Genomic DNA, 15,421 nt, shown 5'->3' on the forward strand with positions numbered 1-15,421 from the left:
TTCGCGCTACGAGGCGCGCTTCTTTTTCCGCCGTTTCCCGTCGCTACACTCGTCCCATTCAACGGTCCGCGCAGCACGGGAAAGGGTTGCCCGTGCCAGCCGGCGACAACGACAGGACAACGGCACGATGGCTGAACCGAAGGCGCTCTCCCGCGACTGGCAGCGGTGGTTTTCCGCCGGCCGCGGCGTGTCCGGACGGCGCCTCGGGGGCGCGTCGCCGCGCGCCGACCTGTTTCTCGCGACCTTCATCGTCGCGGTCGTCGCGCTGTTCATCCTGCCGCTGCCGCAGGCCGCGCTCGACGGGATGATCTCGCTGAATCTCGCCGCGAGCGTCGTGTTGCTGACGGTGTCGACCTACGTGCCGTCCGCGGTCAGCTTCTCGTCGTTTCCCGCGCTGCTGCTGTTTACGACGCTGTTCCGGCTCGCGCTGAACATCGCGTCGTGCAAGCTGATCCTGCTGCATGCGAATGCCGGCCACGTGATCGACGCGTTCGGGCGGCTGGTGGTCGGCAACAACGTGGTGGTGGGCGGTGTGGTGTTCCTCGTGATCGCGGTCGTGCAGTTCATCGTGATCGCGAAAGGGTCGGAGCGGGTGGCCGAAGTCGGCGCGCGTTTCTCGCTCGACGCGATGCCGGGCAAGCAGATGAGCATCGACGCCGACCTGCGCGCGGGCATCATCAGCGCCGACGAAGCGCGCGAGCGCCGCGAGAAGCTCGAGCAGGAATCGCAGATGCACGGCGCGATGGACGGCGCGATGAAGTTCGTGAAGGGCGACGCGATCGCGGGCCTCGTGATCGCGTTCATCAACATCGTCGCGGGGATCGCGGTCGGCACGCTGATGCACGGGATGGACATCGGCGAGGCGCTGCAGCGTTACGCGATCCTGACGGTCGGCGACGGGATGGCGTCGCAGATTCCGTCGCTGCTCGTGTCGATCGCGGCCGGCATCGTGACGACGCGCGTCGCGACGCGCGATGCGCGGCAGCGCCAGCTCGGCGAACAGCTCGGCGAGCAATTGGGCGCGCACCCGCGTGCGCTGCTGATCGCCGCGTTCGTGCTGACCGGTTTTCTCGTCGTGCCCGGTTTTCCGAAATGGTCGTTCGCGCTGATCGCGCTCGGCCTCGGCGCCTTCGCGTTCTCGCAGCTCAAGCGCAAGACGTCCGCGCCGAGCTTCAACCTGATTCATGTGGCGGGGCGCGTCGGCGCGGCCGACGACGGCCAGCCCGCGAAGGTGTCGCATGCGGCGGGCGTCACGTCGCTGATCGCGGTGTCGCTGTCCGACGACCTGCGCACGGGCCTGAATCTCGCGCAACTGCAGGCGGCGCTGTCGAGCGCGAAGGCGCGCGTCGACGCCGATATCGGCACCGTGTTTCCGCGCATCACGCTGAACGACGACGACGGCGCGCCGGCCGGCACGTACCGGATCTACCTGCAGGACGTGCTCGTCGCGCACGGCGCGCTGAAGCCGGGCTGGCTGCTGTGGGACGGCGTCGCGCCGCTGCCCGAGCGTGCGGAGCGCCAGCCGGCCGAGGCGTTCGGCCCGTTCGCGACCGCGCTGTGGATCAAGCCGGACGGCGCGGCGCCGGACGGCAAATGGCTGTCGAGCGAGGGCGCGCTGGCCGCGCACGTCGAGCAGATCGTGCGCCAGCATGCGGACGAGCTGCTCGGCATCCAGGAGACGCAGGCGCTCGTGCATCTGGTGCGCCGCGATCATCCGGAGCTCGTGGGCGAACTGACGCGGCTCGTGCCGCTGCAGCGCGTGACCGAGGTGCTGCGCCGGCTGCTCGCCGAACAGGTGCCGATCCGCAATTTGCGCGTGATTTTCGAGAGCCTGATCACGTGGGCGCCGAACGAGCCCGACGACGTGATCGCGCTGGTCGAACTCGTGCGCGTCGACCTGCGCCGGATGATCACCGATCGTCACGCGGGCACGGCGCGCCAGTTGCGGGTCGTGCTGTTCGAGCAGAACCTGCAGGAGCGGATCGAAAGCGCGGTGATGCGCACCAAGCAGGGCAATTTCCTCGCGCTGTCGAGCGCGGTCAAGCAGGACATCGGCGAGCAGGTGCGCGCGATCGTGCAGGCCGCGCAGGCGGCCGGCTCCGGCGGCCACGGCAACGCGCCGGGCGCCGCGCGGCTCGCGGTGATGGTCGCGCTGGGTGCGCGCCGCTACGTGAAGACGATCCTGCAGCCGGTGCTGCCCGAACTCGCGGTGCTGTCGTACCAGGAAGTCGAGGAGGACGTGCAGTTGCATACGGTCGGCTGGGTGAAGAACCCGCCGGACGACGGCACGGTCGGCGCGGGCGCCGACGTGCGCGCGCCGGGGGCCGTGCAATGACGAGCTCGACGATCCTCGACCTGACGCGCCAGGCGCTAATGCTGGTGCTGCTGCTGTCGCTGCCGATCGTGCTGATCGCGACCGTCACGGGCCTCGTCGTCGCGATCCTGCAGGCCGTCACGCAGGTGCAGGACGCCAATATCGGCATCGCGGTGCGGCTGATCGCCGTGATGGTCGCGCTCGTGCTGTTGTCGGGCTGGCTCGGCGGCGAAGTGCTGCGCTTCGCGCAGCAGGCGCTGGAACGCATGTTCGTTTCTTCCACAGGAGTCCTTTGATGCGTCGACGCGTCGCCTCGATCCGGTTTCAACCGCGCAGCCTGCAACGGGCCGCGCTCGCCGTGTGCGCGACCGCGCTGCTCACGGCGTCGCTGTGCATGGCGCCCGCGCAGCATGCGCGCGCCGCGGACCTGCGCTGGCGCAACAAGCCGTTCACGATCGTCGCGAACGGCAAGAAGATCGGCGATTTCATCCGCGAGCTCGCGTCGTCGCAGGGGGTGACGGCGGTGGTCGACCCGAAGGTCGACGGCGTGATCAGCGGCCGCTTCTCCGGCACGCCGCAGCAGACGCTCGACACGATCTGCTCGACCTACGGGCTCACGTGGTACTACGACGGCTCGTTCCTGTACGTCGATCCGGCCGACCAGTCGCAGACGCAGATGATTCCGATCCCGCCGAACGCATCCGGCGAAATCGGCCGCGCGCTGCAGGCGATGCAGATTCCGGACAAGCGCTACACGCTGGTGATCAACGACCGCACGAACAGCGTATACGTGGCCGGCCCGCGCCGCTATGTCGAGCTGGTGCGACAGGCGGTCGGCTCGGTCGGCGATCCGTCGGCGAACGGCGCGCATGCGGACATCCGCGCGTTCCGGCTGAAATACGGCTGGGCGTCGGACTTCACGATCAACCGCTCGGGCAAGGAAGTGACGGTGCCGGGCGTCGCGACGATCCTGCGCAAGCTGTTCGGCAAGGGCGGCGGCACGACCGCGGCGCCGTCGAGCACGCCGCTCGGGCAGGCCGCGCGGCAGGTGAAGCTCGGCTCGGGGCTGACGATCGCGGTGCCGCGGCTCGATTTCCCCGATATTTCCGGCGGCCCGCGGCAGGGCGGTTACGGCGGTACGGACGGCAGCCTGGGCGGCGGATTCTCGCCGTTCTCGAACAACGGCGGCGACACGCTGCCGCAGATCGTCGCCGATCCGGCGATCAACGCGGTGATCGTGCGCGACCTGCCGGAGAACATGTACCGCTACCAGTCGCTGATCGGCCAGCTCGACGAGCGGCCGCGCATCGTCGAGATCAACGTGACGATCATCGACATCAACGAGGATTCGCTCGACAGCCTCGGGATCGACTGGCGCCTGCACACGACGCACGGCGACGTGCAGATCGGCAACGGCGCGAACCCGCTGAACGGCAACACGCAGTACAACGGCGCCGGCAATCCGCCGCTCACGTTCGGCGTCGGCGCGTCCGAAACCGGGTCGACCGGCACCTTCATGCCGACCGGCATCGCGCTGACCGCGTCGATCGGCGGGTCGCTGCGCAATTACCTGCTCACGCGCGTGAACGCGCTCGCGCAGAAGGGCCAGGCGCAGCTGCGTTCGAAGCCGAAGGTGCTCGCGCTCGACAACACCGAGGCGATCCTCGAGAACCTCACGCAGTTCTACGTGCAGGTGCCGGGCTACCAGGATTCGTCGCTGTACAGCGTGACGACCGGCACGAGCATCAAGGTGACGCCGATGATCGTCGACGAGGCGATCCGCAATGCGGCGGCCGTCTCGGGCAATCCGCAGAGCGTGATGATGTCGATCGACATCCAGGACGGCAATATCGTGCCGGGACAGGCGGTGTCGAACGTGCCGGTGATCCAGCAGCGCAACATCGTCACCAAGACGATGATCGACGAAGGCAAGAGCCTCCTGATCGCCGGTTTCAACGACGACGAGGTGCGGCTGAACAAGAGCGGCGTGCCCTGGCTGTCCGACATCCCGCTGATCGGCAACCTGTTCAAGTACACCGACAAGTCGGGCAATCACATGGAGCGGTTCTATCTGCTGACGCCGCGCGTGGTGACGACCGCGTCGATGTATGCCCCGGACGGCGCGCCCGTGAACCCCGGCGTCGACGGTCCGGCGAACCAGGAAGGGATGTCGATGTACCGCCCGCCGGACAACGACATCGCCGTCCCGCTGACGCCGAAGCCGCTGCCCGGCACGAAGTTCGGTCCGCCCGCGTTGCCGCCGCCGCCGGATGCGGCGGCGCAGCCGGCGACGACCGCAGGAGTGGTCACGCATGTCGACGAGCATCATTGATCCGCACGGCGAAGGCGCATTGCCCGGCGGCGCGGGAGGCGCAGGGGCCGGTTCGGCCGCGCTCGCGTCGCCGTGGAACCTGTGCTTCCTGAGCGGGCCGATGTACGGCCGCACGATGTCGCTCGCGCGCGGCGCGAACTGGGTCGGCACGGCGGCCGATTGCGAAGTGATCCTGCCCGATCGCGAGATCGGCGCGAAACAGGTGTGCCTGCAGGTCGGCTCGCTCGCGGTGACGGTGCAGAACCATGGCGGCGACGCCGGCGCGCCGGTGCTGTTCAACGACGAGCCGCTCGGCAGCGGGCGCCGCTCGCTGACGCCGAACGACGTCGTGACGGTCGGCTCGATCCGGCTCGGCATCGCGCGGCATGCGCAGGCGAGCGTCGCGGTGCCCGACGAAACCGATGCGCCGGACGCCGCGCGCGAGGCCGCGTGGCTCGGCTGGCTCACGGGCGGGCTGCGCCGCCTCGGCAGCCGGCGGCTCGTGATCGCGCTGGTCGCGCTGTGGCTGGGCGTGCTGCTCGGCGCGCTCGGCTACGGCTTCGTCGCGTGGTCGGGGCGGCTGCCGTGGCAGCACGAATCGGTGCTCGCGCGCACGCACCGGCTGCAGCAGTTGCTGCACGCGTATCCGGAGCTGGCCGTCGCGCCGCGCGACGACGGCGTGATCGTGTCGGGCTACGTGAGCGACCCGGCCGCGCGCGAGCGCGTCGCGCAGATCGTCGCGGGCGTCGACAACGCGGCGCTGGGCAACATCTACGTGGTCAGCGATCTCGTGGCGACCGCGCAGACCTATTTCAGCGACACGGCGCTGACGGTCACGTATCTCGGGCGCGGGCGGATCGAGCTGACGGGCACGGCCGCGCGTGCGCAGATCGAGCCGCGCATCCGCAACTACATGAAGGACGCCCGCCCGGCGCTCGAGGTGGTCGATCACGTGCGCGATGCCGACGCGGCCGCGCCGCGCACGGCGACGACGCTCGGCGGCACGGCCGGCATTCCGGAGATCACGACCGTGTTCGCCGGCGACGGCGACCAGCGCTACATCGAGACGGTCGACGGCAGCCGCTATTTCGAAGGCGCGCGGCTGAAGGAGGGCGCGACCGTCGTGTCGATCGGGCCGGACGCCGTGGTGTTCGAACGCAACGGCCAGCGCATCACGATGCCGCTCGGCGGCACGGCGGCGAGTGCGCCCGAGCAGGCGCCGGCGCCGCCCGTCCCGCCGCTCGCGAGCGGCGCGGCGGCGGGCGTCGCGCAACCGGTGCCGGGGCCGACGCTGTTGCCGGGCGCGCCCGCGGCCGGTGCATCGACTGCGTCGACGAAGGAGGCGGCGCATTAGCGCCGCGACGGATCAGGCGCAACGCGTTTCGCGGTGCGCGCATTACGCGACACGTCGCCGGCAGGCGGCGCGTCACGTCATCGGCGGGGCATGGGGCTGCCGCCGGCAACGCAAGTGAACTTGACGTAAAGGAGCGAAACATGACTGCCGCCGCAGGTAGCGCCACCGACACGAAGCAGGTCCAGCAACAGGCCGACGACCTGACCAAGACGCAGCTCGAACTGACCAAGATCAACTTCCAGGTTCAGCAATCGACTGCGACGTTCGAAACCAGCAACGCAGTGACCGCGCAGGAGGGGACGGCGAATGCCCAGGTTGCGCAACACCTGAGTTCCGCCGGCCGCGCGTGACGCCGGTCGCCGGCCGTGCCGCGCGACGCCGGATGCCGGGGCCGCCCGTGACGGGCGCCCGGTGCGGCGTGGGTGCGTGCCGGCCGGCCCGTTCCCGGCTCTGCCGGTCAAGGAGGACACGATCATGTCGGTAACAGGCGTAGGCGCGGCGCCGCCGGGCGCAGCCGCGCTCGCGAGCGCCGCGCAGCAAACGGGCGCGACGTCCGATCCGGCGCAGGTGCGCCAGTTCGATGCGCTGATGCAGCCGGGCGCGTCGCCGGCCGCTCCGCCGTCTTCGTCGGGCGTCGCGATGTCGCGCGCGCTGGCGGATGCGGCGCCGGCCGTGCAGATGACGCCCGCGCAGGCGAACCAGTCGTCGCTCGTCGAGCGGTTGCGCACGTACGGCAACGATCTCGATGCGCGGTACGCGAACATCGACAAGCACCGCAGCGAGATGCTGACGTCGATGGCGGACAGCCGCAGCGATCCGTTGATGACGATGGTGAAGGCGATGGATTTCCAGTGGACGGCAACCACCACGATTTCGGAATACCAGTTGAGCCTGTCGGTTGCACAGGCGGCGAACGGCTTCACGCACACGGTGCTGAAGACGCAGGAGTGATGGCGCGCGTGCGGGCCGCAAGCGGCCTCACGCGCCCTGAAGCGGACAAACGATGACGACGATCGATTCGACGCCGCGCACGCATGCGTGGCGCAGCCGGGCGGCGCGCGCGCTGCTCGCGGGGCTGCTCGTGCTGTTGGCCGGGTGCCAGAAGGAGCTGTACTCGGGCCTGTCGGAGCGCGACGCGAACCAGATGGTCGCGGTGCTCGGCGACGCGGGCATCAGCGCGTCGAAGGACAACGATGCGCGCGACACGTCGGACCGCAACGCGTGGCTCGTGAGCGTCGCGGACGGCGACATGCAGGCGGCGCTCACGGTGCTGCAGGCGAACGGGTTGCCGAAGCCGAGCTATGCGAGCCTCGGCGAGCTGTTCCAGAAGCAGGGCCTCGTATCGACGCCGGCCGAGGAGCGCGTGCGCTACCTGTATGGCGTGTCGCAGGATCTGTCGCGCACGCTGCAGGACATCGAGGGCGTGGTGGTCGCGCGCGTGCAGGTCGTGATTCCGGAGAACGATCCGCTCGCGGACAAGATCAAGCCGTCGTCGGCCGCGGTGTACATCCGATACCGGCAGGGCGTCGACCTGCGCGCGATGGCGCCGATGGTCAAGGATCTCGTCGCGCACAGCATCGAGGGGCTGCAGTACGACAACGTGTCGCTGTTCCTGCAGCCGGCCGCCGCGCGCGCGACGCGCGTGGACGGCATCGGCAGCGCGGTGTCGGACATCCTGCGATTGCGCTCGCCGCTCGGCTGGCTCGTGTTCGCGCTGATCCTGCTGACCTGCGCGGTGATCGCGCTGTCGGCTGCCCGGCGCGGGATGTTCGGCGCGCGGCTCGCGGGCCTGCTCGGCGCGCCGCGCGGCGCGAACGGGGGCGGCGGCGCGGCCGCGCAGCAGGCAGGCGGCGGGCTGCGTACGCCGGACGGCGCGCGCGACGGCGCATGAGCGATCCGCACGCGCTGGTGTCGGGCGATGCGGCCGAGGCGGCGCTGCTGCCGTGGCTGCAGCCGCTTGCGCCGCCGCCCGCCGCGCGCGCTGCCGCGTTTCATGCGCTGGTCTGCGACTTCAACCTGCGGCCCGACCGCTATCTGCACGTGACGCGCGTGCCGGCCGAGTGGCCCGCGCGCTACCGTTCGCCGGACGCGTTCGGCGCGGCCGGCCGCAAGCTGCTGGCGCGCCATCTGCTCGACGTCCACGGCGTGGCCGACCGGCACGACTTCGCCGTGGCGAATCCGTGCGCGCGGCTCGCGCTGCTGCCGGGCGCGGCGCTCGAGCAACTGGCCGCGTATGCGGGGCTGCTGCTGCACCGCGCATGGCTGCGCGACGCGCTGGCCGGGCGGCGCATCCGCGCGGAAGTCGCGGCGCGGCTCGGCGGCGATGCGCTCGAACTCGCGCTCGAACGCGCGCCGGAATTCGGCGCGCTCGCCGAAACGCTCGAACCGTGGCGCGCCGATCCCGCCGCGCTGCCGGCCGTGATCCGCGCGCGCGGCGGCCGGCTGCTCGCGGATTTCATCGGCGTGGCCGGCGACGCGGTGGCGCGGCGCGTGCGCCTGAAATTCAACCGCGCGATCGACGACGAAGCGCCGTACTGGCTGAACCGCGCGCAGCGCGACCAGTTCGGCGAACTGATGTTCCTGTTTCTGATTCCCGAGAGGCTCGCGTCATGGGACTGGCTTTTCTGATCACGAGCGACAACCTGCAACTGCTGTCGGAGCGCAAGGTGCTCAAGGAGCGCGAATACGCGGCGCTGCTCGACGCGTCGGCGGTGATCGCGACCGCGCATGAAGAGGCGGCGCGCATCGTCGCCGACGCGCAGCGCGAATTCGACAAGCGCCAGGCGGCCGGCTACGACGAAGGCATGCGCCGCGCGCAGCGCGAGCAGGCCGCGCAGGCGTACACGCAGGCGCTCGCCGCCACGCGCACGATGGAGACGATGAAGGACGCGATGGCCGATATCGTCGTGAAAGCCGTGCGCGCGATCGTCGGCGAGATGAACACGCAGAAGCTGTACGAGGCCGCGCTCGCGCGGATCGCGCCGCTCGTGCGCGACGAGGCGTTCCTGATCGTGCGCGTCGCGCCCGGCCGCACGGACGAGATGCGCGACGCGCTCGACGGCGCGTTCGCGGGGCAGTCGAACCGGCAGAAGATCCGCATCGTCGAGGACGCGCAGCTCGAACGCCACGCATGCACGGTCGAGACGCCGTCCGGGCGCATCGACGCGAGCCTCGACCTGCAGATCGACGCGTTGCGTCAGGCGATCCGCCGCGACGCGCTGAAGGGCGCCGCGCGATGAACGCGCCGCTCGACGATACGCAGCCGTTCGGCAGCGGCGACGACGACGGCGTGCCGTTCGATCGCGGCCGCCTCGTCGGCGAGCTCGACGCGGGGCTCGCGTTTTTCTCGCCGGTGTCGGTGCAGGGCCGCGTCAACCACGCGGTCGGACAGATATTGAATGCGACGGGCATTCGCGCGCGGCTCGGCGAAATCTGCGAGCTTCGCACGCCGAACCAGCCGACGCTGCTCGCGGAGGTGGTCGGCTTCTCGCGGCAGACGACGCTGCTGACGCCGCTCGGCGACGTCGCGGGGCTGTCGCCGGAGACGACCGTCGTGCCGTCCGGGCGCGAGCACGTATTTCCGGTGGGCGAGGGGCTGTTCGGCCGCGTGCTCGACGGGCTCGGCCGGCCGCTCGACGATCGCGGGCCGGTGACGGGCGCCGCGTGGGTGTCGACGCAGCAGGACCCGCCGAATCCGCTCGCGCGCAAGATGATCGACACGCCGTTTCCGACGGGCGTGCGCGTGATCGATGGCCTGATGACGCTCGGCATCGGGCAGCGCGTCGGCATCTTCGCGCCGTCGGGCGTGGGCAAGAGCACGCTGCTCGGGATGATCGCGCGCGGCGCGCGGGCCGACGTGAACGTGATCGCACTGGTCGGCGAACGCGGCCGCGAGGTGCGCGAATTCATCGAGCACAGCCTGTCGCCCGAGGTGCGCGCGCGGTCGATCGTCGTCGTGTCGACGTCGGATCGCCCGGCGATGGAGCGCGTGAAATCCGCGCTGGTCGCGACCGCGATCGCCGAGCACTTCCGCGATGCGGGCAAGCGCGTGCTGCTGCTGGTCGATTCGCTGACGCGTTTCGCACGCGCGCAGCGCGAGGTCGGCCTCGCGAGCGGCGAGCCGCCGACGCGGCGCAGCTTTCCGCCGTCGACGTTCGCGGTGCTGCCGCGCCTGCTCGAACGCGCGGGGCAGGGCGCGCACGGGTCGATCACCGCGCTCTATACGGTGCTCGTCGAAGGCGACGAGGAATCGGACCCGATCGCCGAGGAAGTGCGCTCGATCCTCGACGGCCATATCGTGCTGTCGCGCAAGATCGCGCTCGCGAACCGCTATCCGGCGATCGACGTGCTCGCGAGCCTGTCGCGCGTGATGCCGCTCGTCGCGAGCCGCGCGCACCAGCATGCGGCCGCGCGCGTGCGCGAGCTGATCGCGAAATACCAGGAAATCGAGCTGCTCGTGCAGATCGGCGAGTATCGCGAAGGCAGCGACCGGCTCGGCGATCTCGCGCTGCGCGCGCGCGACGCGATCGGCGCGTTCTGCGCGCAGGCGTCGGACGAGGACGTGCGCTTCGACGCGCTGCTCGCGAAACTGACGAAGCTGGCGAACGATCATGTCTGAAGCCGACGACCGCCTCGTGCTCGCGACGCTCGCCCGCCTCAAGCGCGTGCGCGAGATGCGCAGCCAGATCGCGCGCGTCGCCGCCGCGCGCCAGCAGAGCATCGCCGCGCAGAGCCGGCGTGCGCTGGCGGCCGCGCAGGCGCAGCTCGCGCAGCAGGTCGCGGCGAAGGCGGCGATCCAGGCGCGGCTCGCCGACGACGTGCGCGAAGCGCGTGCATTGCAGAACGCGGCGGCCGATACGCGCACGTTCGACCGCCATATCGGCACCGCGAACGCGTCGGTGAGCGAGGCCGCGCACGTGCATCGCGGTCACGAGGCGACGCTCGCCGATCTGCAGCGCGCCGCGCGCAAGGCGAAGGCCGCCGAGGACAAGCTGGAGAAAGCCGGCGAGAAGGCGCTGCACGCACGCGCCGCGCGGGTCGAGCGCGATGCCGACGAAGTCGCGGACGGCTACGCGGTGCGGCGCTTCGCGACGGGCGGCACCTGGGTGGCCTGCGCGGGCGACGCGTCGGGCCATGCGTCCACGCCGCAGCAGGCAGCCGCCGCGTTCGATGCGGCAATGACCGAAACGGAAACGGGCGCCGATAGCGCCGCAGAAGCCAACGCCGAAGCGGGCGCCGCATCCGGCGATCCCGCGCCGCCCGCCGCCGCGGAGCGCCGATGCTAGACCAGGCCGCGGGCTTCAACGACGTCGCCGGCATGCTGCGGCCGCTGCTCTACGTGATGCCGCGCCTGCTGCCGATCATGTTCGTCGTGCCGGTGTTCAACGAGCAGATCGTCACGGGCCTCGTGCGCAACGGAATCGCGGTCGTGATCGCCGCGTTCGTCGCGCCGACGATCGATGCCGCGCAGGTGGCCGCGCTGCCGTTCCTGATGTGGTGCGTGCTCGTCGCGAAGGAAGCGATGGTCGGCATGCTGCTCGCGGGCGCGTTCAGCGCGGTGCTGTTCGCGATCCAGGGCGTCGGTTACCTGATCGATTTCCAGACCGGCAGCGGCAGCGCCGCCTTCTTCGATCCGATGGGCGGGCACGAGGGCGGCCCGACCTCGGGATTCCTGAATTTCGTCGCGATCGCGCTGTTCGTCACGGCGGGCGGGCTGCAGGTGCTCGTGCAACTGTTCGCGCAGTCGTACGCATGGTGGCCGATCGGCTCGCTCGGCCCCGATTTCTCGTCGATGCTGCAGACCTTCATCGTGCGGCAGACCGACACGATCTTCGAATGGATGGTGAAACTCGCCGCGCCGGTCACGATCGTACTGGTGCTCGTCGAGCTCGGCATCGGCCTGGTCGGCCGCGCGGTGCCGCAGCTCAACATCTTCGTGTTCTCTCAGCCGCTGAAGAGCGCGCTCGCGGTGCTGATGATGATCCTGTTCCTGCCGGTGGTGTACGCGTCGCTGCATTCGCTGCTGAGCCCCGACAGCGGATTGATGGCGTTGCTGCGCGCGCTGTTCGCCGCGCATGGCGGCGGTTGAGCGCGCCGGAGCCGACATGGCCGAAAAGGACCAGAAGCCGACCGCGAAACGCTTGCGCGAGGCGCGCGAGAAAGGCGACGTGCCGAAGAGCGCGGAAACGGTGTCGTCCGCGTTCTTCGTCGGCGTGTGCGTGGCGCTCGCGGTGGGCATCGGTTCGCTGTTCGCGCGCCTGCAGGCGCTGTTCCGGCTCGTGTTCGACGCGGTCGGCTCGGCCGATCCGTCCGCGCGGCTCGCGGCGCTGATCGACGGCGCCGCGCGCGACTGGGCGACGCTGTCCGCGCAGATCGTCGCCGCCGGCCTGCTGGCCGGGTTGCTCGCGGGCTTCGTGCAGGTGGGCGGCGTGATCGCGTGGAGCCGCCTCGTGCCGCAGTTGTCGCGGCTCAATCCGGCCGAGGGGATGAAGAACCTGTGGTCGCTGCGCAACCTCGTCAACCTCGCGAAGATGCTGCTGAAGACGGCGCTGCTCGTCGCGACGCTCGGCTGGCTGATCGTCGAATCGCTCGACCCGTCCGTGCAGTCGGGCTTCACGCGGCCGGTCTCGATCCTCGCGCTGATCGTGAAGCTGCTGATGCTGCTGTTCGGCTGGGCGGCGCTGATCTACATCGTGATGGCGCTGATCGACATCGTGCACCAGCGGCACGAGTTCAACCAGAAGATGAAGATGTCGATCGACGAAGTGCGGCGCGAGCACAAGGAGGACGAAGGCGATCCGCACATCCAGGCGAAGCGCCGCCAGCTCGCGCGCGAAGTGCAGTTCGCGTCGCTGCCCGACCGGATCGGCTATGCGTCGGTGGTCGTCTATTCGCCGCGTGTCGCGGTCGCGCTCTACTACGGCGGGATCGGCTCGCTGCCGTGGGTGCTCGCGCGCGGCGAGGGCGACGCGGCCGAGCGGATCGTGCGGCTGGCCCGCGACGCGCTGCGCCCGACACTCGCGAACGTCGGGCTCGCGCAGGCGCTGTACGAGACGACGCCCGAGAACGGCACGATCCAGCCGCAGCATTTCCGCGAGGTCGCGCAGTTGCTGAAATGGGCGACCGGCGCGGGTTGACGCGGGGGCGGTATCGCTGTCGGAATGCGGCCCTTTTTTCGATTTGCCAGTGTCACCGGGCGACCGGCTGCGGGCGACCGGCTGCGAGCGACCGGCCGATTCGATATGGCCCCGTCGCGCCGCCATGTGCACGCGGCACTTGACGTCTATTTTTTTCCGCAGCCAGCCAACATTCACTGGTGAATTATTGCTGATTTATTTCTTCGTAATATGGCTCGACCGTCATGCCCGACGGCCGGCCGCGAGGTTGCGCCGCGCGTGACGGAACAGGTCAACAGGGGCAGACAAATCAATGTGCGGAATCGACGGCTTTCTGAATAGCGTCGCCTTCGATGAGGAGACAGCGCGCGGCACGCTCGCGCGAATGACGGCGAGCCTCGCGCATCGCGGGCCGGACGGGCAGGGGATCTGGGTCGACCCGGAGGCCGGCATCGCGCTCGGCCACCGGCGGCTCGCGATCGTCGACCTGTCGGTGCACGGCCGGCAGCCGATGGCTTCCGCGTGCGGCCGTTACGTCCTCGTCTTCAACGGCGAAATCTACAACCATCGCGAACTGCGCGCGGAGCTCGAGCGCGCGGGGCGCGCACCGGCGTGGCGCGGCCACTCCGACAGCGAGGTGCTGATCGCGGCGATCGTCGCGTGGGGCGTCGAGGCCACGTTGCGCCGCGCGACCGGCATGTTCGCGTTCGCGCTGTGGAACCGCGCGTCGCGGGTGCTGACGCTCGCGCGCGACCGGATCGGCGAGAAGCCGCTCTACTACGGCCGGGTCGGCGACGCGCTCGTGTTCGCGTCCGAGCTGAAGGCGCTGCGCGGCTATCCGGGCTTCGACGGCGAGGTCGACCGCGACGCGCTGTGCCTGTACCTGCGCCAGTCGAGCGTGCCCGCGCCTTACACGATCTATCGCGGCATCCGCAAGCTGCCGCCCGGCACGTACATCCAGTTCGAGCATGCGCGCGACACGCCGCGCGTGCGGGCGTACTGGACGCTCGAACAGACGATCGAGGCGGGCCGCGCGCAGCCGTTCGAGGGCAGCCCCGACGAAGCCGTCGGCGAACTCGACACGGTCCTGCGCCAGGCCGTCGCGCGGCAGATGGAAGCCGACGTGCCGCTCGGCGCGTTCCTGTCGGGCGGCATCGATTCGTCGACGATCGTCGCGCTGATGCAGGCGCAATCGGCGACGCCGGTCGACACGTTCACGATCGGTTTTCACGAGGCCGGCTACGACGAAGCCGGATACGCGAAGGCCGTCGCGCGCCATCTCGGCACGCGCCATACCGAGCTTTACGTGACGGCCGACCATGCGCTCGGCGTCGTGCCGAAGCTGCCGTCGATCTACGACGAGCCGTTCTCCGATGCGTCGCAGATCCCGACCTTTCTCGTCTCCGAGCTGACGCGCCGGCACGTGACGGTGAGCCTGTCCGGCGACGGCGGCGACGAGCTGTTCGGCGGCTATACGCGCTACTTCCTCACGCCGCGCCTGTGGCGCAAGCTGCATCGCGTGCCGGCCGTCGTGCGCGCGCGGATCGCCGCCGCGTTGCATGCGCTGCGGCCCGATCACGCGGACCAGCTCGCGGCCGTCGCGCAGGGCGCATGGGGCGGCGGCGTGGAGGCGCGCGAATCGTCGTCGCGCATCGGCGATCGCCTGCACAAGCTCGGCCATGTGATGACGGCGGAGAGCCGCATCGGGCTGTACCGGCTGCTGATGTCGTCGGTGCATCATCCCGAGCGTATCGCGTTGGCGGGGCAGGAGCCGCCGACGCCGCTCGACACGGTGTCCGCGTGGCCGGCGCACCTGAGCTTCGCCGAGCAGGCGATGGCGATCGACACGCTCACGTACCTGCCGACCGACATTCTCGCGAAGGTCGATCGCGCCGCGATGGCCGTGAGCCTCGAGACGCGCATGCCGTTCCTCGACCATCACGTCGTCGAATTCGCATGGCGCGTGCCGGCATCGGTGCGCTTGCCGGAGGGGCAGCCGAAGGCGCTGCTGCGCCGGCTGCTCGACCGGTACGTGCCGTCCGCGCTGATCGACCGGCCGAAGCAGGGCTTCTGCGCGCCCGTCGACCACTGGCTGCGCGGCGCGCTGCGCGACTGGGCCGAGGCGCTGCTGCATCCGTCGCGCTTGCGCGACGAAGGCTTCTTCGATGCGGCGGCGGTCGAGCGGCTGTGGCGCCAGCACCAGACGGGCCGGATGAACTGGCAGCACCCGTTGTGGACGGTGCTGATGTTCCAGGCGTGGCTGGAGGCGCAGCGCGCGGGGTGACGGCAGGCTCGCGCCCGCCGCGCGCGGTGCGCGGCAGGCCGAC

General features: G+C 70.4%; 14 protein-coding genes. All 14 read left to right on the forward strand.

Features of this window, described 5'->3' with window-relative positions; genetic code table 11:
• The first annotated feature begins 127 nt into the window (after positions 1-127).
• The 14 genes from sctV (at position 128) to asnB (ending at position 15,378) form a co-directional block, all read left to right on the forward strand.
• Positions 128-2,335 (forward strand): type III secretion system export apparatus subunit SctV, encoded by a 2,208-nt coding sequence (gene sctV / locus WS96_RS08940; protein WP_059831996.1) that lies wholly within the window; start codon positions 128-130, stop codon positions 2,333-2,335.
• On the forward strand, positions 2,332-2,610 hold the full coding sequence (gene sctS, locus WS96_RS08945; protein WP_006480854.1) for a type III secretion system export apparatus subunit SctS: 279 nt from the start codon (positions 2,332-2,334) through the stop codon (positions 2,608-2,610). The genes sctV and sctS overlap by 4 nt, the downstream gene beginning before the upstream one ends.
• A complete protein-coding gene (sctC, locus tag WS96_RS08950; RefSeq protein ID WP_059831999.1) occupies positions 2,610-4,646 on the forward strand; it encodes a type III secretion system outer membrane ring subunit SctC in 2,037 nt (678 codons plus the stop codon). Before sctS ends, sctC begins: the two co-directional genes overlap by 1 nt.
• A complete protein-coding gene (sctD, locus tag WS96_RS08955; protein ID WP_059832001.1) occupies positions 4,627-5,979 on the forward strand; it encodes a type III secretion system inner membrane ring subunit SctD in 1,353 nt (450 codons plus the stop codon). Before sctC ends, sctD begins: the two co-directional genes overlap by 20 nt.
• Positions 5,980-6,119: 140 nt before the next feature.
• A complete protein-coding gene (locus WS96_RS08960) occupies positions 6,120-6,329 on the forward strand; it encodes a hypothetical protein (protein WP_034204426.1) in 210 nt (69 codons plus the stop codon).
• 124 nt (positions 6,330-6,453) lie between these two features.
• Positions 6,454-6,930: a hypothetical protein gene (locus WS96_RS08965; protein ID WP_059832003.1), complete on the forward strand. Its 477-nt coding sequence runs from the start codon at positions 6,454-6,456 to the stop codon at positions 6,928-6,930.
• A 52-nt stretch (positions 6,931-6,982) separates the two neighbouring features.
• Complete coding sequence (gene sctJ / locus WS96_RS08970; RefSeq protein ID WP_034204428.1) at positions 6,983-7,870, forward strand: type III secretion system inner membrane ring lipoprotein SctJ; 888 nt, start codon at positions 6,983-6,985, stop codon at positions 7,868-7,870.
• Entirely contained in the window at positions 7,867-8,607 is a 741-nt protein-coding gene (locus tag WS96_RS08975; RefSeq protein WP_059832005.1) for a SctK family type III secretion system sorting platform protein, read from the forward strand. Before sctJ ends, WS96_RS08975 begins: the two co-directional genes overlap by 4 nt.
• Positions 8,589-9,218 carry a type III secretion system stator protein SctL gene (sctL, locus tag WS96_RS08980; protein ID WP_059832008.1) on the forward strand — a complete coding sequence of 210 codons (630 nt, stop codon included), beginning with the start codon at positions 8,589-8,591 and terminating at the stop codon, positions 9,216-9,218. Before WS96_RS08975 ends, sctL begins: the two co-directional genes overlap by 19 nt.
• On the forward strand, positions 9,215-10,597 hold the full coding sequence (gene sctN, locus WS96_RS08985; RefSeq protein WP_059832010.1) for a type III secretion system ATPase SctN: 1,383 nt from the start codon (positions 9,215-9,217) through the stop codon (positions 10,595-10,597). The genes sctL and sctN overlap by 4 nt, the downstream gene beginning before the upstream one ends.
• Positions 10,590-11,264, forward strand: a complete 675-nt coding sequence (locus WS96_RS08990; RefSeq protein ID WP_059832012.1) for a hypothetical protein — start codon at positions 10,590-10,592, stop codon at positions 11,262-11,264. Before sctN ends, WS96_RS08990 begins: the two co-directional genes overlap by 8 nt.
• Positions 11,258-12,067 (forward strand): type III secretion system export apparatus subunit SctT, encoded by an 810-nt coding sequence (gene sctT / locus WS96_RS08995; protein WP_059502609.1) that lies wholly within the window; start codon positions 11,258-11,260, stop codon positions 12,065-12,067. Before WS96_RS08990 ends, sctT begins: the two co-directional genes overlap by 7 nt.
• A gap of 16 nt (positions 12,068-12,083) precedes the next feature.
• Complete coding sequence (locus tag WS96_RS09000) at positions 12,084-13,115, forward strand: EscU/YscU/HrcU family type III secretion system export apparatus switch protein (RefSeq protein WP_059832148.1); 1,032 nt, start codon at positions 12,084-12,086, stop codon at positions 13,113-13,115.
• Positions 13,116-13,407: 292 nt separating this feature from the next.
• On the forward strand, positions 13,408-15,378 hold the full coding sequence (gene asnB, locus WS96_RS09005) for an asparagine synthase (glutamine-hydrolyzing) (RefSeq protein ID WP_059832013.1): 1,971 nt from the start codon (positions 13,408-13,410) through the stop codon (positions 15,376-15,378).
• Positions 15,379-15,421 lie beyond the last annotated feature (43 nt).

Source organism: Burkholderia sp. MSMB1835, assembly GCF_001526365.1.
Taxonomy (GTDB): domain Bacteria; phylum Pseudomonadota; class Gammaproteobacteria; order Burkholderiales; family Burkholderiaceae; genus Burkholderia.

Bases quoted from the DNA above. Each gene is read 5' to 3' on its own strand.
- sctT (WP_059502609.1), top strand. From the start codon at position 11,258: ATGCTAGACCAGGCCGCGGGCTTCAACGACGTCGCCGGCATGCTGCGG.
- sctL (WP_059832008.1), top strand. From the start codon at position 8,589: ATGGGACTGGCTTTTCTGATCACGAGCGACAACCTGCAACTGCTGTCG.
- sctN (WP_059832010.1), top strand. From the start codon at position 9,215: ATGAACGCGCCGCTCGACGATACGCAGCCGTTCGGCAGCGGCGACGAC.
- WS96_RS08960 (WP_034204426.1), top strand. From the start codon at position 6,120: ATGACTGCCGCCGCAGGTAGCGCCACCGACACGAAGCAGGTCCAGCAA.
- WS96_RS08990 (WP_059832012.1), top strand. From the start codon at position 10,590: ATGTCTGAAGCCGACGACCGCCTCGTGCTCGCGACGCTCGCCCGCCTC.
- WS96_RS09000 (WP_059832148.1), top strand. From the start codon at position 12,084: ATGGCCGAAAAGGACCAGAAGCCGACCGCGAAACGCTTGCGCGAGGCG.
- WS96_RS08975 (WP_059832005.1), top strand. From the start codon at position 7,867: ATGAGCGATCCGCACGCGCTGGTGTCGGGCGATGCGGCCGAGGCGGCG.
- sctS (WP_006480854.1), top strand. From the start codon at position 2,332: ATGACGAGCTCGACGATCCTCGACCTGACGCGCCAGGCGCTAATGCTG.
- sctJ (WP_034204428.1), top strand. From the start codon at position 6,983: ATGACGACGATCGATTCGACGCCGCGCACGCATGCGTGGCGCAGCCGG.
- asnB (WP_059832013.1), top strand. From the start codon at position 13,408: ATGTGCGGAATCGACGGCTTTCTGAATAGCGTCGCCTTCGATGAGGAG.
- sctC (WP_059831999.1), top strand. From the start codon at position 2,610: ATGCGTCGACGCGTCGCCTCGATCCGGTTTCAACCGCGCAGCCTGCAA.
- sctV (WP_059831996.1), top strand. From the start codon at position 128: ATGGCTGAACCGAAGGCGCTCTCCCGCGACTGGCAGCGGTGGTTTTCC.
- WS96_RS08965 (WP_059832003.1), top strand. From the start codon at position 6,454: ATGTCGGTAACAGGCGTAGGCGCGGCGCCGCCGGGCGCAGCCGCGCTC.
- sctD (WP_059832001.1), top strand. From the start codon at position 4,627: ATGTCGACGAGCATCATTGATCCGCACGGCGAAGGCGCATTGCCCGGC.